Origin of the sequence: Sphingobacterium sp. HMA12 (assembly GCF_002933815.1) — a bacterium.
Classification (GTDB): Bacteria; Bacteroidota; Bacteroidia; order Sphingobacteriales; family Sphingobacteriaceae; genus Sphingobacterium.
On record NZ_BEYR01000004.1, the window covers coordinates 99,777 to 118,474 of the forward strand.

Sequence of the window (18,698 nt, forward strand, 5' to 3'; positions counted from 1 at the left end):
TTATGAACAAGGAAGAACAGCTAAGCGCCGATACGATCATACCTATTATGGCTAGGGGACTGGGGCTGCTATTGGCCATAGACATGTGGCGGCTATGGCCAGACCTCAGTATGCTATTTGGCCAGGGTACTTTCCTTGACGAGCACAGCATTTCATGGCAGCAAAGGCCAGATACACTATCCATCCACACCCTGATTGCCAATTTGCCGGAGTACACACTAGCCAGCCTAGAATGGATCCATTTCTTTGGCCTGCTGTACATCATCTGTGGGTTAGCCTTGTTTTTTGACCACTATCGCAGCGCCGCAATGCTGGGGCTCATTATATTGCATTATCTTTTTTTTATCGCCAACTATACCTGGAGCTACGGAGCAGATTATCTCGCCCAGACAGGTTTGTTTACCGGTTTCATATGCTGTTGTTTCGGAAGTCGTGGACTACTTCATCAAAGATGGGCCAGACTTGGGTCCACAGTATTTAGGTTGCAGCTTACTGTCGTGTATTTTTTTGCCGGTTTGGGTAAAGCCATTGGCCCCACTTGGTGGAATGGCGAAGCCATGTGGAAGGCCCTTCAGCAACCATTGAGCCCCGCTTTGGTTACTATCCCCCAGTCAGCCCAGCAATTGGCAACTCTTTGGGTCGGGCTGGGAATCGCTACCCTGCTTTTAGAATTGGGATATGGATTGCTATGGATCAAAGGCCGAGTCCGTATCTATATCAGTACCGGCATTATTTTAATGCATCTGGGTATCGCACTGACCATGGGGTTGATCCATTTTTCCTGTCTGATGATCTGGTACAACCTCTGTGCCTGGGATCATCCCCTCTTACATCGCATTGCCAAGCCAATTATAAAACCACTTGAGACCACCGAGCCGACGTTACAGGTGCGACCGGCGACAGCGGATCTCAATACAAAGGAAGGAGGTAATAACAAACACGTTAAATAATCAAAAACCGTTTATTTTATGAAAAAAACATTCCATTTTAAGTTGCCCGAGGTCGGCACATTTTCTAATCAAGTAAAAGTATTTTTGCCCAAATTGGCCGATTCGTCAATACAGCGTTATGAGGATACAGGTATTCAGCTCATTGAAGAGTACATTGACTATCATAGCGTCATCTTTTATCGGTTACAGTGCCATATCCAGCAACCTACTAGGCTTTCCATTGAAACGGTCAAAGCAGATTATCACCTGCTCTATAATCTCGGCTCGCCTCAAGAGATTGTTATCGAGCAGCCCAAGAATGATTGCCAGGTATCCCTGCCCGCCGAATATCACAGCTATGTTTATATCCCCAAAGGTAAGCTAGAGATAAATCTAATTCCAGGGACATACCTTCTTTATGGAGTTTTGGTTGATATCGGTTTTATTAGACCAGCCATTTATAAGGAAAACCACTTTTTATCCAAATTTAGAGCAGCACACAGACGAGATAAAAAACGACTCTACCAAAGTGCCATTTGGCCTGTTAAAGAGCGGACACGCTATCAGCTATCTTACACTGAAGCGTATTTATTTAAGTACCGCAAAGAGAATGAGGCCATTGCAATCAAAGTGGTCTATGACCTTTTTGATATCGCCATTGACAAGAATTTCGATCTGCATGAAAAGATAGATCCGGACCAATTATTGGCCAGGCTCGCCCAGAAGATGGTCATTGATCAGGTCACGCAGATTTTTAGCCGCTGCTCCATTCAGGCAATAGCCGAACAGCTGCAAGTAGACAAGAGCAAATTGAACAAAATCTATAAAACCATCTATGGTGAAAGTCCAAAGCAGACCTGGAATAAGCATCTTATTCTAAAAGCAAAAGAGTTGCTGCTGATGGGGCATTCGGTCAAAGAGGTCAGTAATTATTGTGGATATGGGCAGCAGCAAAATTTCTCAACCTTTTTCCAGAAACAGACGGGCATCTGTCCGAGTCAATATAAATAAAAAGCCACTCAACCCTTCGGCATTCATTTCCGAAATTGCAACTTTTATCCCTAAGATTAAAATCCATACAACGGCCTACCGAAAAGTCATACATCCATGGAAGATTGCGGCCCTAACTTTGGTATAAGATACAGATCGGCTGTACTCAGGTAGTATTGGTCGGTCAATAGGGAACAACTCCACGGCTGATCCAGGAGGATAATAAGGATAGGTAAATTTTTAAAATTATAAACATAGAAACATGAACAAAGTAGTAAAAAGAATCATCGGCACCATGAGTATTGGTATCATGACACTAGGGATTTCGTTGAGTGCGAATGCCCAAAGTATTAAAAGTGAAAAAGAGGTCAAGGCTGAGAAGGAGTCCGTAGTATTAACCAATCAGACCTGGCATTACAATGGAGGTCCTTCGGATTCTCCGACGGATGCAAGTAAATACACCCTTGACGATAATGAGCCATGCGGTATAACGCAAGAAACAGTTTGCAAGCTTTTTGCTCCTGCCTCGCCGTCAAACCCCAATCAGCCTGACATGTCAGCGTCTGTTTCACTACCTGGTCAGCCAAGCCAGACCATTACACAGCGAATCAACAACGCAGTTGGAGGTTCTTCTAAACAAACCAATGAAACTGTCTTGAGTTTGAGGCCTTTATAGTTCTATAATAAAGACTTCTAAAATCTATCTAGACTCTTTTGAATGAGGAACCTAATTGCAGAAGCTCGGTATTATTGTCCGAGCTTCTGCAATCAGGTTAATTTTGCGGCATTCCCGTCAGGTCAATTACCTGCCTAGGAATCTTAAATACATAATTTTTTGATTCCGGTAATAATTTATACTCCTTTTCAGTCCCATCTTCTATTATAGTCCGTACTAGGGTCTTTTTAAAGCGCATATCTCGATTGAGCCTTCTCAAGTCCAGCCAACGTGCACTTCTGTTGATCAGCTCCTTTCTTCGCTCATCCAAAATGATTTTAAGGAGTTTTTCACGGTCGCTTTCCACTATAGGTTTAAAGGAAGCTTTGTCAATTCTATTCTTCAACAGCACATTAAGATCCCTCCTTGCTTTTTCCAGCTCACCACTGCGAACGTAGCATTCCGCTCTATTCAAAAGGAGTTCGGAAGTCGTGAACCCACAGAAAATAGTTCCCGATCCGATCCCCGCATAATCCCCTTTAAAAGAATATCCTCCATCTTTTTCTTTCATAAAATATGACCTAAGTCTTAAATCGTTTTCTTCGAACATCAACAGTAGTTCCTCGGTAACGAGCGAACCTTTACTTTGTGTCACTAAAGAAGATCCACTGCATGCCAAAAATATTGTCTCCGCATTATTTGTTTTGTAAGGTATCCTTGCATCTAAATTGGTCATGGTATTCAGGTCGATCAGTGAGCTGTACAAGGTTAATGCTTCTGATGCCGCCTGTTCGGATTCCTTATATAATTCCATAGCAAGATAAACCCTCGATAGTGCAGCATATACAGCTACTTTGTTTGCTCTTGATGGATAACCATTATTCTCTTTGATTAATTTTAGAGCCGCTTGCATATCATTCAATATATCTTCATAAGTTTCTTTAATTGTGCTCCTGGTCGAGATTACATTAGCGTCGGCCGTATGCCGAAGGGGTATTCCCATACCGCTGTTATCATTATTCTTATCATATGGAAGACAAAATACCTGTGCTAACAGAAAATGACCAAATGCGCGCATAAATAAAGCCTGACCTTTTATGTTTTGCCCCTCTTCACTTTCTGCTAGACTTATTTTTTTTAAATTCTCAAGAACAATATTACTAATTGCGATGGGTTTGTAAGAATTGGACCAGACCCCTAAATTACTCGGTGGATAAATTTCAGGCGACTCAAATTTGTATAGGCTCTGCTCAAAAGATGTCATCAGGCTCAGTCTCTTGCTATCGATATGATAATTATCTGTCCAAGCTTCCAAAAGGAAAGGATAACCGCCCAGATTTATGACGTATTCAGCGTCCATTAGTGCCTGAAGATCACTTAAGGCAGAAGGAACTTTGCTAGAATGCGAAGTACGTTCATCTAAGAATTTGTTGCATGCGGAAAGGAGCAATAAATATACCATTCCGATGAAATATTTTACTATTATTTTGATCGATGCCTTCATAATTATTAAAATTGAAAATTTACGCCTGCTGTGAACATTCGCGGATTCGGTGTCCCTAGAAAATCGGGATCTAAATCAGTTTTTGTTTTCTTCCATACTATCCCGAGATTATTGCCGCCAATAAATACACTACCATTAATAGTATGTTTACCTTGTTTTATCCCTAGTCCGTAAGACAACCTGATACTTTGTACTCTGACCAGGTCGGCCCGATCAATATTTGCTGATGATTTGCTATAAAAATTATCACGGTCAGCATTCGCCGGAAAAATCATGGATGGTATTGTAGTATTATGTTCATCCCCTGTCTTTTGCCATCGTTTTTCAAAATCACCATGGTCAGACCATGATTCAAAAAGCGAGCTATATACAAGCGCTTCTTTTCTAAAATAGTGTCCCCATTTAAACATAAGCGCAACATTCAAATTCAACCTACCGTAAGAAAAATTATTATTAAAAGAACCATAGTATGGCGGCAATGCTGTTCCATGAAAATTAAGATACTGCAATGAGTCTGCTATAATCTTAATATAGTCTTTGGACCTCTGTCCATTCAGATACCCTACAGGATCGCCATTTTGGGCATCCAATCCTGCAAATTGGTAAGAAAATATAGGATAAAGGGGGTTCCCCTCAATAGGCGTAATGGAAACGCCTCCATTGACATAAAATGCAGACTCACCGATACCGCCTTTATATTGCGTAATTGTATTGCTTGCATAGGAAAAATTAACCTGTGGATTCCAGACGAATTTTCCGATCGTGATAGTACCAGTCAATCCCAGATCTAACCCTTTACTTTTGATCTCCCCAATGTTCTTTGGCATATTAACAAAACCACTCGTCTGGTCGACCACATCCAAAGACAATATATCGTATGAACGCTTTTCGTAATATTCCACATAGCCCGAAATCTTATGATTAAGCACTTCGAAATCAAGACCATAATTATTCATTTTTACAGTTTCCCATTTCAAATTAGGATTAGGCGGTGTAACGACTACAGCATAAGGAAGCCCAGATACCGGAGCTTTGCTAACATAAGTAATCATAGTTTCGCTCGATGAGCTAGGGATAGCATTCCCTCCCGCTCCCGTGGTTGCGCGCAGTTTTAATTGATTGACCCAACCTATATTTTGAATAAAGGGCTCTTTTGAAATTTGCCATGCTACTCCTGCCGACCACAATGGATTCCAACGGGTGTTGGTATTGCTACCAAAGCCATTGCTGGCATCCCTACGTGCAGATAATGATAGGTTATATCTATCTCGAAAATTATATTGAAGGTTGGAATATAAGGACACGAATCGATTGATCCGGTCCGTAAACTTTGAAAATGAAGGAATGGTCTGATTACCGAACAGGCCTCCATATGTAGGGAATCGAGTTACATAATCCACATCTTTGCTGACCATTACATCTTTATCATAACCGTATACCCCATATGAATCGGTTGTAGATTTAGCAGCAGATATCTCTCCACCCAACAGCATATTCAAGCTGTGATTATTATCCCAAGTACGGTTGAAATACAATTGACCTCTTACCCTATGAGACTGCATATTGCTGACAGACTTGTTCAATATATCTCCTCGAGGGACAATATATTTTACCTGATTATTCACAATCTGTGAATAACGGTTAATGAGGTTTCTTGTATAAAATGACTGTTCGGAGTAGCTCATTGTTGTATTACCGCTTTGATGCTCATAACCATATATCAGCTCCCCCGAGAGGCTTTCCAATAATTGATACTTAAGCTGCATACTTGCTACCATATGTTTTAGCCGGTTCTCTAACAAAGATTTACTCACATCATCCAACGGTCTATAATTCCAATCTAACAGTTTTCCAGCTCCTGCACTATCTGCAAAGTTTTGATTAAATCCTTTGGGAATCGCAAGTGCCTTTCCTGTAGCATCCACCAGTTCAGCATAGGGATAAATTCTGCTACGTGTACCGCCAGGGTTCAGATTCTCATCCGGAAAATTTGCACTACTTGTGTTATTAGATTCAGTATACGCGACACTACTCGTCGCTTTACCCTTTTTACCCAATTTGGTCTCATTGATCACCTTAAAGGTAAATCGTTGGTCAGTGCTCATAATACGAGTTCCAGACTGACGATCAAACCCTACACTAACCCTCATACTGTTATTTGAGGAATTGCTTTCCATATCTGCGTAGTACTGCTGTCCGATTCCGGTACGCAAAAGATATTTACTATAATCCTTTCGATAATCATTTGCCGACCAATACTCAATTTTTTGCTCCAGTTCTCCGCTTGAAACGGATCCATTTTTATTTGCGTACAGCAATTCCACAACAGGTGAGAATATAAACATCTTATTTGACGACCCATTGTACTGCGTATCGTAATACCCCTTTTCAAACAGCATACGCTCCACTTTGATAAAATCACTACTAGAAATGGCTGGGCGATAAAACACATCAGGCATTTCGGTTATCATCGTGTTTGCTGACACATTGATACGTGTTCTATCCTGTAGTCCACTTTTTTTGCTATTGATGACAATAACGCCATTTCCAGCCCTAGAGCCCCAGATTGACGATGCCGCGGCATCTTTGAGAACAGTAACCGACTCGATATCATTTGGATTTATATTTTCAAGACTACCTTCGTATGGAAAATTATCCAGCACAATAAGCGGCCGGGAAGACCCCTCGTTAAAGGTATTCAGTCCGCGGATATTAATCTCTGAGTTTCCCGAGCGGTTATCAAATTGCATTCCGGCAAGCTTACCTTCCAGGCGTTCCATCAGATTTACAGTGGTCATGGCATTCAGGTCTTTATTTTTGATCTGGCCAAAACTTCCCGTGGATCTTTCTTTGGGAAGCATCTGATACCCTGTATTGACCGACGCTTCTTCAAGTATATTCTCTTTTGCCAGCAAGATAATATCAACATGAGTTTTGTCAATACGAAATAGTTGCTCTTTTGATTCATATCCCATTGCCGAAATGACAATTTTAAAATCACCACGTCCATATGAAAAAGCAAATCTTCCGAGACTATCTGTGATAAAAACAAGTTTTTTATCTGCTGTCTGTATTGTCGCAAATGGTATTGGTTTAAGATCCCGATTTTTAACAGTGCCTTTAAATTGGATTTGTGCTTCTGCCGCTACGACCATCAGCAGAGCGATCAGTATACTTACTAACTTTTTCATGACCTTACTTATAGTTAGCTAATACTTCAAGCTGATGTTCGCTTACAAGCCGCCCTCCAGTTACACCTTCCACTATACCCCTTGAATTTATCCACACATATTGAGGTATTGCTATAAAAGGAAATAGCTGAGCAAAATATTGATCGCGAAATATCGTCGTTAGCTGTCCGTTTTTAAGCGATCCATCCTTCATCTGATTGATTTTAGAAAAATCATCTTTTGTAACGATCGAATTCACTAATACGATATTAAGTTTACCATCGAATGATTTTTGCATAGCACCTAGTTTAGGGAAAGCTTTCACACATGAAACACACCAAGTACCCCAAAAATCGATGACCAAGGGCCGCCCCTTATATGCTTCCAATGTTTGCCGGATTGTATCACCTTGACTATAGAACAGGTGTTCTCTTGTCCAAAAATCTTCGGGCACCCTCTGCCCAATCATTAAAGGCATAATTTTAGACCCATCGGCCCCGCTGTCCTTGCGGGGCGTCTGAGCCGATAAACTAAACATAGAAAACCATAGGATAGATAGTAGGGCACTATGCAGTTTAATTGTCTTCGGATTGGGCAAGACCTCTCCTGCCCCAAAAAAATATTTCATTTTTTAGGTGTTTAAAGAGTGACCTAAACACATCGCCTTCCCTTCCGACTTAAATCAGTTTTTCCAGGTTCCTAAGCCTTGCTTAGATCACTCCAGTAAATAATAGAACTATTAATAGGTTCTCAGATGCGGTGCTTTACAATTACAGGTGATTTGATAGAGACGATACCGCATCAGTTGGAAAAATGAAAAACCGACCTTTTTTATAGAAAAACTATATTTATTTTTTAGAATCTTTGCTTATGAATTGCAAAATCCGTACTTTTAAGCTGCTAAGAATAAAAGAAACAGGGATAGTCCAATTGTCGGGCATTGATCTTGAAAAAATCAGGTCGGCAAAACCAAAAAGCATGTGTTGGTAAGAAATCCTTGTGGGGCGTTCTTATTTACACTACCGACACGATTGATATCAGCCGCTTATGGTTTTTATACTTTTGACAACTACTCTGGTGGACAATACTTGTTCTTAATCAACAATGTGACTACATGGTTTCGACAAGGATCCTTGATCAGTCGTTGTAGTGGTGGTGTTTTTGACTCATTTGATTTCATAATTTAATAGCATTGGAGTTATTAAAAAGAGTCTCGAGGAGAAGTGAGAAGGTATCACCTTTAAATATTGAAGAGGCGAGCCTCACTATCTTCCACTGAACATCGGGCACGGCAAAGAGCCTTGACACAGTTTCCAATAGAGAGTGCTCGCCCCTCCTTGTTGTAAAGATACAAAAAGCTTGGGGGTTCGCAAACCCTACATCTCGTGTCATTTGAAATTTGCCGTTTCGATATCCGAGACTAAATCAGATTAACTGATTATAGTACAAATATAATTAAATAACAATTACCAACAAAATATTTTGTAAAAACAACAAATTAAATTAATGAATATTGGAGAAAAGATTAAGGAAATTGCCGATAAAAAAAACTTGTCGCAGAAAATGGTTGGTGATCTAATAAATGAAAACCAGCAAAATGTTGGGAATGATTATAAAAAATCTTCACTTTCCCTTGAGAAACTATTAGCCTATTCAAAGGCATTAGATCATAATTTCATACAATATTACTATAATGACGAGCCATTTAAGAGCTATCGAGAGGAAGAATGTAAACAATGGGATGAAAAAATTGATACTCTAAAAGAGCAATTGGATCAGGCCAATCGATTAATCTCAGTTCAAGAAGAAACCATACAAACGCAAAAGGAGCTTATAGCTACTCAGAAAGCACTAATTGAATCGCTATCGACCAAAAAATAGCGATTATTTAAATTTAGCAGCTTTCGTATCAGCCATCATTTCAACTGATGGAGGTATAGCTTCTGCAATTTTCTCAAAGCAGAAAAAAATATAAAAGATGAAGTCGACTTTTATCCGCTTCAATTATATGCATATGAGGCCTTCGGACTAAGTATTGCCGCTGGCCTCAAACCAAGTCAACTCTCCAACTACTTTTACGGCAATAGCCCACGTCCAATGATTGGGATTATACCTGTCAAGTAAACTCTGTCGCTGATATTAGCATTAAATAGAAAACAAATTTTAAAACCTTTTTGATATTAAAATATTTATCACTAAATTGTTGATGCCGGTTAAAGTAAAACCAACTCTAACTAAGCCTCCGGAGTTACATCTGGAGGCTTTATTTTAAATCATCCTTGAATTTCAATAAAGTACTTTTCATAAAAATTAGGTTAATAAAAAAGGTAACTCCCCTTACATCGCCCGATGATAGGGGAGTTTTTTTTCGACCCGTCCTGAAATAGCTATACAGTTTACCCAGATGGTACAGACAGGGTACACTTCTTACATAAATTGGCCGACCGCGAGCGAAGCTGGTAAACTTTTACCAAGATGATACAGATAGGGTACAAATGGGTGCATATCACCGGAATATGCAATTATAGGATGCCAATTAAAAAACGCTAATATCTGGCGGACCAAACAAAAAAGCCATTCCCTTGCGGAAATGGCTTCTATAAATTTAAAACTACTTTATTACAGTTTTTCGATCTCTTCGATAGAAAGACCTGTTCCTTTCGCTATATCAGCTATTGCAATACCCATTTTTTTGAATTCCTTAGCAATAGCAATGGCTTCTTCCCGCTTTCCTTCAATCTTGCCTTCAATCTTACCTTTCTGAATCCCTTTTTTCTCAGCTTTATCTAATAAATATTCTTGAGTGCCCATAGTATCGCTCCTTCCTATTTTTGTTTTTATTTCTTCTTCAAACTTAGATAAATTGCATACAAAAAGCAATTTATCGATCTCTCCTCTGCCATTGAGAGCTAATCTATTGAGGAAATATACTCAAAACTTCCTCATTATCAAAACTTACGTAGTAAGTAAGGAAATCATATAGCCCTTGCCTCGTATCCTTATCCATCTCCCGATTTATCATTTCGTCATAAAGATCATGCTTAATCGCTTTCAGCCCTTCGTCACTTATTTTCTTGTTCTTGATAGCCAAAAGAGCAGTAAGGACAATCACTGAAAATGGATTTTCATTAGCTCGTAATACCGACTCATCCTGATCCATGATCTTGTAACTGTTAAAATCGTAGCGCAATGACGTGCCCATAAATTCTTGCCGATACACCACTGGCCGGTAGCCTCCATTTTCATCAGCCAAGATCGCTTTAGTCGTAATAGGGACTTTGTACCCCATATTAAATCCCTTGCATCAATTGATGCGTAAATAGTTGTGGATAAGTTTTTGAAAGTTCATTGGTCAGATTATGCATTTGAAAATCATCATTTCTAATTCTACCATCAGGATCCATCAATACATACCTCGGAATCCCGTTAAATTTAAATAATTCGCGCAATGCCCTATATTCATCGGCAGAAATTCGATAGGATTCAAACATGCTATTTTTAACAATATAATCTCTATAAAACTCCATATCTGGGGTACCCTCACTATCTGTCACAAAAACAAACACCAAATTCGGGTTATCTTTGAGTTTTAAGCGTTTCTCCTGCATTGATTCTATACCATAGCGGCACGGACCACACCACTGCGCCCAAAAGTCCACAACAACGACTTTACCACGATACTTATCCGTCAATCTTCTAAAGATGGCCGCGGAATGGGTTTGGGGTAGCAAATAGCCATTTCTGGATTTCTTTACACGGTCAGCAAGCTTAAGCGCTTCATTCCTTAGGTCTTTATTTGTTAATACAGCCAACAATTGACCTGTCTTGTTAGTTATCCCAGCTGTATCAGCTGCATCATTTAAATTAAACTGTAGCGTACGTAGTTTTGCAACTTCGGAGATCAGCGTATTTGCGATTGCTGGGTTAGATTTTTGATTTGCCGAATCCAATACCAAATATAAATTCTCTTTGCCATGACTATTTAAGGCGTCATAATAGGCATCAATACGAAATAGCGTCGAATACTCGAATCGGTTGATAAAGGTTGAAAATTCATTTTGTACCAAAATAGCTGGATCATTTAGGTCCAAACGAGTTATAAAATTATAATAATCACTGGGTAGCGGTTCGTTAAGGAAGGTATTTTTAGGATTGTTCCTTAGGTAATCCTTTCGATACATTTCCAGATCCATTAATTGCACTGCAAAACTGAGGGCAACATCCGTTCGGATCAGATTTTTTAATTTGGCAGAGAAGCTGGATTTTGCTAAACGTTTATTTACATCATTTTGAACCGAATCCCAGACCGTCAAGATTTGCTTTTTAATTTCCGAAATTGGTTGCTTTGTCAATCTGCTTTCCATTCCGTGATAAAAGACACGTTGATTCTTTCCCCAATCAAATTTCTTGTATTGCTGATTGTCGGCAGCAAGAGGCCCTTCAAAACATATGAGTTCAATATTTTGATCTGTCGCAACTTTAAATCGCAAGGCTAGCGTCTGTCCTGGTTCAATATAAAATTCAAATCGGTTATTTTTAAACGTAATATAAGCGACCTTCGGGTTAGTCGCCAAGTAGCTCGCTTCAAAACGGCCATCCGGATAAATCTGTACGGTAGTAGGATAATCTTCACGCGTCAGCTGATTACTACTATAGATAATGCCGCTTGTAAATGCTAACGCGGGAGTATAATCTTCGATAAATCCAATTACACGTACGGTATCAAATTGAAAGAAATGATCTTTATAAGACGCTAGCTTTTTTTTCACCTTTGCTTTAGCTAACTGTTGCACGATCCAATCATTAGGATCGGTTTTCAGCGATTTTTCGTTCGAAGATTGTGCAATAGCAAAGGATAAAGAAAATAAAATTAAAAAAGAAAGTATTGGAAACTTCATATATAGGCCATTGGTTTCCATAAAGTTAATCATTTTATTTTAGAAAGCTACGAATAAAATGGTGAAAAACACAGTCCCCTCTTCCTCGCCCGCGGAAAAAGGGGACATTTTTGAATATAGAAAAGCTCCAATCCATAAATTTGACATATCTTCTTGTTCTATTCCCAATCAAATTCAATAACGTTATTATTCAATTTCCATTTGGAAGGAAATATATTGTCAAGCCAATCAAGAGGCTCTCCAATGGGTTGATGAACAGCCGCATGGGTAAAGCATTCTTTAATGAAATTTTTCTGAGATACCCCTACCGCTTCTGGCTGTGCCGATATAAACAACGCAGTGCTACTTTCGGCCAAAAGTTTCATCCATTGCCTATTTTTTTCCCATGCTATTTTTGTCGTCAATCCGACGCAATCGCAATCGACTTCATAAAAAGTGCGATGTTGCGGCATACGGAAGCCCAAAGTATTTACACCCATTTTTTTTGTTCTCCACCACTCCTTACCACTCGTATCGTCACCTGTACGGTAAAGTTCAAATACACCTGCAGAAAGATGGCTTACGGTATTGCACCCCATTAAATAGGTATTTCCTGCAGCCTTGCGAATTGATCTATAGAGGTTCAATACAATCTCCGCATTCGTTTTGCTACGGTCGTTAAAATGCCATCCAGGTACCGTTATATGTTCCGCCATCTCGGATCCGTATTTTGAAAATAACTCGAATGTCGTATAATCATGTTTAACAAGCTCGAAACCCCATTCGCCGTATAAGCGGAACAGACTTTGAACATAATCCATATTTTCATCTATAGTCGGATCAAGTACTTGACCGCGATTTTTAATAAACAAATTTTCCCTACACCCCGGTCTAGCCAAAAGAGGCCTTGTCCATAAACCCGCACGCATCCCCAATTCTTTGATTTGCTCAACCACATTAGCCATATCTCCAAACTTCTCATTCGGGCTGGAATAATCCGTACCTTTAGACCAACCATCGTCTATCACAGAAACGGACGATTGTCGGTATCCATTGCCAGAGGAGAAAGTAAAGACGTATGTTCGAGGATCACTTTAGCTGAGTTGTTGCCATAGGCAAAATACCAATCATTAATTCCATAAACAGGCTTTTTCACCTTCCTCGGCTTTTCACACATAATCTTACAAAATAGCTGTACAGTCGTAAAGGTATTTTCACCGGATATACTTTTAGTTGCAACCACATCGGCGGCATGCAAACTCCGATGGCCCAACAGGACACCTTCCCCACCGTTTCTAAAATTCTTCCTAGCCATCTCTTCGAATCCCTACGGAAAAGATTAGCGTTCAGTAATTTGATTAGAAATGAGCAGCTGGGTAAACTTTGTACCCAGATAGGTACAGATAGAGTACATATCACCGGAATATGCAATTATAGGAATACCGATAAAAAAATGCTAATATCTGGCGGAGAGACTGTCCTTGGTAGCCTCTTTATTTTAAATCCACATAAAGTCAATACAACGTTTATACAGATCTAAAAATACTTTTCAAATTAGGTTAATAAAAAAGTAACTCTCCTCAGATCGCCCGATGATAGAGAAGTTCTTTTTTTAATATCGAAGGCCCAACTTTACTAAAAAGGCTCATTGATCTAAAACGTAATTGTAATGGGAATGGACTTGAAGGTACTTATATTAAAAGGCGTATTTTTATACAAAATAACAAGGTTGTATTGACCAGAACTCCCAGTTATAATAGAAGTATCCAAATATTTTCGCAAAAAAGCGGATAACATTATTTTGCTATCCGCTTTTCATTATCACAAAAAAAACACTTCTTTCTACAATCCGTTCAACCAACTATTCACTTCATCTTGTGTTTTTCCGGTCTTCTTCTGAAGTTTACCGACCAATTCATCCTCTTTGCCTTCTGCATATAGTAAATCATCATCCGTTAGATCGGCATATTGCTGTTTTACTTTGCCTTTAATCTCATTCCAACGGCCTTTCCAAGTTAATTCGCTCATACTATTTTTCCTTTCGTTATTTATGAATAGAACAGCCTGCAGCCGTAATCGTTTAAAGGAAATTGTTATAAAATGTTAAAATCAGTACGGAAATTATTCCGAACAATGAAAAGTATTCCACAATCCATCCAACTTTGACCATACCGAGGCAGATCTCTCTTGCGGCGAAAACTGATGGAAAATAATGGTATGATCTGTACCGGGACAGGTTCTCACATGTATTGTTGAATGCAATGTGATGGGCTGCTTGCCCATATAGTCCACCATTTGAATTGTACCGGTAAAGGTCGATTCATCTTCTCCCTGAGGCTCGGCTAATTTCTTGAATTTCGCCTTGGTTTTCTTGATCAGATCCTTTGGCAGGGCACGCTTTTCTATGTTGCGATGCACAAGTCCATCGAAGTACATAGACAGATTAGTTTCAATTGTTTTTGAATCGAGTACCTGCTTGCCTTCTACATACCACAAGAAAGCATAAGACCAATACTCATGGCTCTCGGCTTTGCTCCAGCCTGTCGCAAAACGTACGTCTTCTACACCTTTGTATGGAATCTTAGGTGCAAAATCTACAGGTATCGGAAAACGCTCTATTCCCCATCCATCAAGGCTGAGACTATATGGAGCCTTCCAAGCTACGGGATCGAATTTCTCTTGTGCACGTAGTCCTGTATGAAGTACAAAAACAGCAAGTGCTATAAAGAAGAACCTTATCATAATCAACTCATTTATTGTTGGTTAAATAAAGTTAATACTTTCAAACCAAAACTCCTTCTATTAAAACCCATAATCTACTAGAAGATACTAATACAAGGTTGTTTCCACTGTATTAACCGTAGATAGATAATATAAAACGCAATGATCAAGGTATTATATCCGCTCCACTAACTCGCTTTTCATATTACCTCGCTAAGCTGAAACAGGTAAGTCTACCAATCCATCTCTGTGCACTCCAGAATTCCTCCTTTAAAACAAAGCTTCTTTCGGACTTTAGTTTCATGCGGAAAGGTAAATATTTCGATATGATTTTAGTAATGAATAATAACTATCTAAGGAGTTAGATTTAATAGAAAACCTTATATTTGCGTCCAGTCAAATATTATATTTATGAAGAAATTATTAACCCTATGGGCTATTACGCCTATTTTGTTTGCTTCTTGCGCTAAAAAAGGGATAGAAGCTGAACCTAAACAAAAGAATGAATTGTATGAAGTAAAGTTGTCTACCACTGGACTTGAGCAATCCATCAAACCGATCGGGCTAAAGTCATCTACGACTACAAGTCCCCAAGATCCACTTTTAAAAGATGAAATTACGGGTGTAGAATTTTTTGTCTTTGACAATCTTTCGAATTTGGTCGGACAAACCTATTCAAATTTTTATGATGCAAATGGAAATTTTATAGCAGGTAGTACTAATGTAACAATGGAGCTTCCAAAAGGTAGTTATTATGTTTCCGCTGTGGCTAGGGATGGATATCATACAGATTTTTACTACCTAAACACTCATTTACAAAACTTTTACATCGACTTCCCGTCCACATATTCGACTAAAGAGATCGTCCAATTCTCGCCAATATTTATCCATAAACAAAGCCCGCTGACTGTTGGGACAACGGCGGTGAATCATGCGGTACAAATGAAACGACTGAATGCACAATTGGAGATAAAAATTAATGATGAAATCCCTGAACATGTTGATTATATATTGTTTGGTGGAAAGATCGCCAAATCTGTACTTTTGTTCGATCAGATTGCGAACGCGTCAGGAAGTGGTTATATCAAGTTAGACTTGAATAGTATACGAACTCAAACAGAAAAAGTACTCACAGCGACATTCTATCCCAATGCGTATTCAACGGATAAGCTTACAAAACAAGCAAGCTATGAAGTGCTTTATTATGATAAGAATAATAAACTCTTGGGTACGAAAACTATTTCCGATGTTCAATTTAAGCAAAGTCATATTACAAGATTGACCGGGAATCTTTTTGACACAATTGAGGATCCGTTAAAATCAACTGGTATGCGGATTGACTTTATTAAAGACTACTCCCCGACAATCATTGAAAAGAAATTTTAATAAAAAATTCAGACTTGAGCGTGCCAGACGACACGCTCATTTTTTTTGTGCAATTTCGACCGCTGCTTTTTCAAATTGAAAGGCTATCGATGTAATGAGCATCTTATAGTAGATTGTATATTCCTGCGAAAGAAAATGAGAAGAATTGAGCAGCTATTGCTATTGACTAAAATTTTAATACATCTTTTAAATCTATTTTCAATTGTTCATACATTCTCCTATACCCTTCTACAGAAGGGTGGATACCGTCAGAATCTACATAGCTTTCAACCCAAACCTCTGGCTTATTTAACTCGGTAACAGCTTTATGGAAATCAATATATTGTACCCCAACTTTTTTGACCCAATTATTTATCAGCATTGCAGAATTGGCAAAAATATATTTATCTCTCGGGGTTACCGTTACCAAAATAGGTATCTGATTATTAGATTTAAGATAATTTATAATATTTGTCATATATTCAAAATACTCATATATGTTGGAATAATTATTTGTACCTATTCCTAAGATAACATATTTGCTCTTGTAATATTCATTCTGAATTTTAAACCTTTCAAAAAATTCAAATGATACACGAATTCCACCTCTAGCGTCTACAAGCACATTATCGAACCCTATATCCTTTCCCAATAAATAGGTCCATTTTGATTTAATATCCGCTCTATTCAATAGAAGATTTCCACCTTCAACAAAAGAATCTCCATATACGCTCACTAGAGGTGTTGAATATGGCGTAGTAATTAATACCGAACCGATGGAAAAATTCCCACTGTATAATTTTAAATATGGATCACCTCGAAGTATAACCGCATCCAAATACTCATTAATTGGAAAAGACTTAGAGAAGAGCAGATTATTATCTCCTTCAAATAACGAATATGTAATTAAATCAATTTCTTTCTTTAAAGATAGGCTATAATCTTTTGACAATTTCAAGCCATCTTTTAAACTGGATTTATGAATTAATAACGCATTATTGTCGTAAATTTTTATTTCATTATTATTCAGCACCAATCCCCCAGAGCCTTTTCCTATACCAATTTTTAATTCTTTACTTTTTACCGTAAAAACAGTTGTAAAGGAATATCTCTCAAAATTAAAATCATTTTTAAGAATCAACTTTATCTTCCCATCTGTATTAGAATAATTAATTCTTTCAGCTGTAGCTTTAAATTTAATGACCGAGTTATCTATCTTAAAATCTGCATCATTATCACTCAAATATTCTTTATTATCTTTTTTACAACTAGCTAAAGAAAATATAATTATCATTGATAGCTTTAAAAACAATCTTGAATTCATAACTTTTTACCGCCTAATCTTATAAAAAATTTCTCATAGTATTTATAAACAATATAACTTGTAAATATAGTACCTATTAAAGAAATAGGAATTATAAATCCAGTTATATTAAAATTATATCCAGACTTCGATATCAACTTAAGGATGAATACGACGATAGTATACACTAAGGGATGTAATAGATAAACAGAATAACTTGTTTCACCTAATAAGGTCAACGGTTTATGTAAAAAATCTGGAACCTGAAGTTCTAGTTTATAGAAGCACGCAATTATTGCCGCACATAAACTCGAAAATATAACTCTATTCAATCCTACAGTTAGTTCCATTCCAGGGCCGTTTGAAGGATAAAATATAAATAATAATATTGCCAATCCTAAAACTGTTAAATTGGATATTTGATTAACTCTCTTATTTTTAAGATAATAACCAATTATTATCCCTGTTAAAAATAAAAACACTTGATTTAGTGGATTTACATATATGCTCCACGCATCTTCGGTGCCCAAAGCTTCTTTCAATTTAAAAAAAGCAAAGTACCCTCCTATTGCGAATATTATAAGTGCAAATAAAAAGAAGCCAGCTTTATTGTTTTTAAGCAAAAATAAAAAAGCTGGAAAAAACACATAGAAAACCAATTCATTACCTATTGACCAAGCTCCAGTTGCAAAATAAGTATCCCATTTAAAAAATCCAAAAAGCCCTGTTAAACTCATGAAGAGGTCAAAAATACTAGGGTGAAACTTATAAAATATAATGGATAAAATAGAAGCTAGCCATAATAATGGAAATATTCTTAAGACTCTTTTCTTAGCAAAGTCTAAAATTTCACGAGTTGAATATTTTAATCGATCAAAGTAAACATGGTACAAGGTCAACCCGCTTAAAATATAAAAAATAGCCACTCCATATAACCCAATTCTTCCAAAAAAATCAGAAGAAGTATATTCAAATCCTCTCCAACCAAGAAAATGATACAGCATAATGAAAAAAGCTGCTATTCCTCTGACATAATCAAGATTATAAAGTCTAGCATTAGGTTTGATTAATATGGGCATTTGCATAATTATTAAATTTATGCAAAAATAGTATTTTTACTATATTAATTTTATTGAATTAAAAAACATTGTAGATTCACTAAAATCATTCTCAAGACCCTTAAG

Annotated in this window: 17 protein-coding genes; 5 read left to right on the forward strand and 12 right to left on the reverse strand. The window is 37.8% G+C overall.

Annotation, left to right across the window (positions count from 1 at the left end):
• The first annotated feature begins 2 nt into the window (after window positions 1-2).
• The 3 genes from HMAT_RS19560 (at window position 3) to HMAT_RS19570 (ending at window position 2,595) form a co-directional block, all read left to right on the forward strand.
• Window positions 3-950 carry an HTTM domain-containing protein gene (locus HMAT_RS19560; RefSeq protein WP_104384557.1) on the forward strand — a complete coding sequence of 316 codons (948 nt, stop codon included), beginning with the start codon at window positions 3-5 and terminating at the stop codon, window positions 948-950.
• Window positions 951-968: 18 nt separating this feature from the next.
• Entirely contained in the window at window positions 969-1,940 is a 972-nt protein-coding gene (locus HMAT_RS19565; protein WP_104384558.1) for a helix-turn-helix transcriptional regulator, read from the forward strand.
• Between the two features lie 289 nt (window positions 1,941-2,229).
• Complete coding sequence (locus HMAT_RS19570; RefSeq protein ID WP_158656018.1) at window positions 2,230-2,595, forward strand: hypothetical protein; 366 nt, start codon at window positions 2,230-2,232, stop codon at window positions 2,593-2,595.
• Between the two features lie 97 nt (window positions 2,596-2,692).
• Here the strand turns inward: HMAT_RS19570 and HMAT_RS19575 are convergent, their stop codons facing one another.
• From HMAT_RS19575 to HMAT_RS19585, 3 genes are read right to left on the reverse strand one after another with little or no spacing between them, the layout of a single operon-like run.
• Window positions 2,693-4,078, reverse strand: a complete 1,386-nt coding sequence (locus HMAT_RS19575; protein WP_104384560.1) for a RagB/SusD family nutrient uptake outer membrane protein — start codon at window positions 4,076-4,078, stop codon at window positions 2,693-2,695.
• A 5-nt stretch (window positions 4,079-4,083) separates the two neighbouring features.
• Complete coding sequence (locus HMAT_RS19580) at window positions 4,084-7,269, reverse strand: SusC/RagA family TonB-linked outer membrane protein (protein WP_104384561.1); 3,186 nt, start codon at window positions 7,267-7,269, stop codon at window positions 4,084-4,086.
• A 4-nt stretch (window positions 7,270-7,273) separates the two neighbouring features.
• Window positions 7,274-7,876, reverse strand: a complete 603-nt coding sequence (locus tag HMAT_RS19585; RefSeq protein ID WP_104384562.1) for a TlpA disulfide reductase family protein — start codon at window positions 7,874-7,876, stop codon at window positions 7,274-7,276.
• A gap of 878 nt (window positions 7,877-8,754) precedes the next feature.
• Here HMAT_RS19585 and HMAT_RS19590 point away from each other — a divergent pair.
• Entirely contained in the window at window positions 8,755-9,129 is a 375-nt protein-coding gene (locus tag HMAT_RS19590; protein WP_104384563.1) for a helix-turn-helix transcriptional regulator, read from the forward strand.
• A 738-nt stretch (window positions 9,130-9,867) separates the two neighbouring features.
• Here the strand turns inward: HMAT_RS19590 and HMAT_RS19595 are convergent.
• The 7 genes from HMAT_RS19595 to HMAT_RS19625 all read right to left on the reverse strand — a co-directional run bounded on the left by HMAT_RS19595 (window position 9,868) and on the right by HMAT_RS19625 (window position 14,867).
• Complete coding sequence (locus tag HMAT_RS19595; protein WP_158656019.1) at window positions 9,868-10,059, reverse strand: hypothetical protein; 192 nt, start codon at window positions 10,057-10,059, stop codon at window positions 9,868-9,870.
• Between the two features lie 103 nt (window positions 10,060-10,162).
• On the reverse strand, window positions 10,163-10,537 hold the full coding sequence (locus tag HMAT_RS19600) for a hypothetical protein (protein ID WP_104384565.1): 375 nt from the start codon (window positions 10,535-10,537) through the stop codon (window positions 10,163-10,165).
• A 1-nt stretch (window position 10,538) separates the two neighbouring features.
• Window positions 10,539-12,146, reverse strand: a complete 1,608-nt coding sequence (locus HMAT_RS19605; RefSeq protein WP_158656020.1) for a TlpA disulfide reductase family protein — start codon at window positions 12,144-12,146, stop codon at window positions 10,539-10,541.
• A gap of 158 nt (window positions 12,147-12,304) precedes the next feature.
• The gene (locus HMAT_RS19610) at window positions 12,305-13,153 is read right to left on the reverse strand and encodes a hypothetical protein (RefSeq protein WP_158656021.1); all 849 of its coding nucleotides are present in this window, start codon (window positions 13,151-13,153) and stop codon (window positions 12,305-12,307) included.
• The gene (locus HMAT_RS19615; protein ID WP_104384568.1) at window positions 13,150-13,440 is read right to left on the reverse strand and encodes a hypothetical protein; all 291 of its coding nucleotides are present in this window, start codon (window positions 13,438-13,440) and stop codon (window positions 13,150-13,152) included. Before HMAT_RS19615 ends, HMAT_RS19610 begins: the two co-directional genes overlap by 4 nt.
• A gap of 527 nt (window positions 13,441-13,967) precedes the next feature.
• Window positions 13,968-14,153 (reverse strand): CsbD family protein, encoded by a 186-nt coding sequence (locus HMAT_RS19620; protein WP_046675215.1) that lies wholly within the window; start codon window positions 14,151-14,153, stop codon window positions 13,968-13,970.
• Window positions 14,154-14,246: 93 nt separating this feature from the next.
• Window positions 14,247-14,867 (reverse strand): hypothetical protein, encoded by a 621-nt coding sequence (locus tag HMAT_RS19625; RefSeq protein WP_104384569.1) that lies wholly within the window; start codon window positions 14,865-14,867, stop codon window positions 14,247-14,249.
• A 390-nt stretch (window positions 14,868-15,257) separates the two neighbouring features.
• Here HMAT_RS19625 and HMAT_RS19630 point away from each other — a divergent pair, with 390 nt between their 5' ends.
• A complete protein-coding gene (locus HMAT_RS19630) occupies window positions 15,258-16,232 on the forward strand; it encodes a FimB/Mfa2 family fimbrial subunit (RefSeq protein ID WP_104384570.1) in 975 nt (324 codons plus the stop codon).
• 166 nt (window positions 16,233-16,398) lie between these two features.
• Here the strand turns inward: HMAT_RS19630 and HMAT_RS19635 are convergent, their stop codons facing one another.
• Together HMAT_RS19635 and HMAT_RS19640 are read right to left on the reverse strand one after the other, a co-directional pair.
• On the reverse strand, window positions 16,399-17,535 hold the full coding sequence (locus tag HMAT_RS19635) for an SGNH/GDSL hydrolase family protein (protein WP_104384571.1): 1,137 nt from the start codon (window positions 17,533-17,535) through the stop codon (window positions 16,399-16,401).
• Complete coding sequence (locus HMAT_RS19640) at window positions 17,532-18,599, reverse strand: acyltransferase (protein WP_104384572.1); 1,068 nt, start codon at window positions 18,597-18,599, stop codon at window positions 17,532-17,534. The genes HMAT_RS19635 and HMAT_RS19640 overlap by 4 nt, the downstream gene beginning before the upstream one ends.
• Window positions 18,600-18,698: the final 99 nt, after the last annotated feature.

Bases quoted from the DNA above. Each gene is read 5' to 3' on its own strand.
- HMAT_RS19560 (WP_104384557.1), top strand. From the start codon at position 3: ATGAACAAGGAAGAACAGCTAAGCGCCGATACGATCATACCTATTATG.
- HMAT_RS19565 (WP_104384558.1), top strand. From the start codon at position 969: ATGAAAAAAACATTCCATTTTAAGTTGCCCGAGGTCGGCACATTTTCT.
- HMAT_RS19570 (WP_158656018.1), top strand. From the start codon at position 2,230: ATGACACTAGGGATTTCGTTGAGTGCGAATGCCCAAAGTATTAAAAGT.
- HMAT_RS19575 (WP_104384560.1), bottom strand. From the start codon at position 4,078: ATGAAGGCATCGATCAAAATAATAGTAAAATATTTCATCGGAATGGTA.
- HMAT_RS19580 (WP_104384561.1), bottom strand. From the start codon at position 7,269: ATGAAAAAGTTAGTAAGTATACTGATCGCTCTGCTGATGGTCGTAGCG.
- HMAT_RS19585 (WP_104384562.1), bottom strand. From the start codon at position 7,876: ATGAAATATTTTTTTGGGGCAGGAGAGGTCTTGCCCAATCCGAAGACA.
- HMAT_RS19590 (WP_104384563.1), top strand. From the start codon at position 8,755: ATGAATATTGGAGAAAAGATTAAGGAAATTGCCGATAAAAAAAACTTG.
- HMAT_RS19595 (WP_158656019.1), bottom strand. From the start codon at position 10,059: ATGGGCACTCAAGAATATTTATTAGATAAAGCTGAGAAAAAAGGGATT.
- HMAT_RS19600 (WP_104384565.1), bottom strand. From the start codon at position 10,537: ATGGGGTACAAAGTCCCTATTACGACTAAAGCGATCTTGGCTGATGAA.
- HMAT_RS19605 (WP_158656020.1), bottom strand. From the start codon at position 12,146: ATGAAGTTTCCAATACTTTCTTTTTTAATTTTATTTTCTTTATCCTTT.
- HMAT_RS19615 (WP_104384568.1), bottom strand. From the start codon at position 13,440: ATGGCTAGGAAGAATTTTAGAAACGGTGGGGAAGGTGTCCTGTTGGGC.
- HMAT_RS19620 (WP_046675215.1), bottom strand. From the start codon at position 14,153: ATGAGCGAATTAACTTGGAAAGGCCGTTGGAATGAGATTAAAGGCAAA.
- HMAT_RS19625 (WP_104384569.1), bottom strand. From the start codon at position 14,867: ATGATAAGGTTCTTCTTTATAGCACTTGCTGTTTTTGTACTTCATACA.
- HMAT_RS19630 (WP_104384570.1), top strand. From the start codon at position 15,258: ATGAAGAAATTATTAACCCTATGGGCTATTACGCCTATTTTGTTTGCT.
- HMAT_RS19635 (WP_104384571.1), bottom strand. From the start codon at position 17,535: ATGAATTCAAGATTGTTTTTAAAGCTATCAATGATAATTATATTTTCT.
- HMAT_RS19640 (WP_104384572.1), bottom strand. From the start codon at position 18,599: ATGCAAATGCCCATATTAATCAAACCTAATGCTAGACTTTATAATCTT.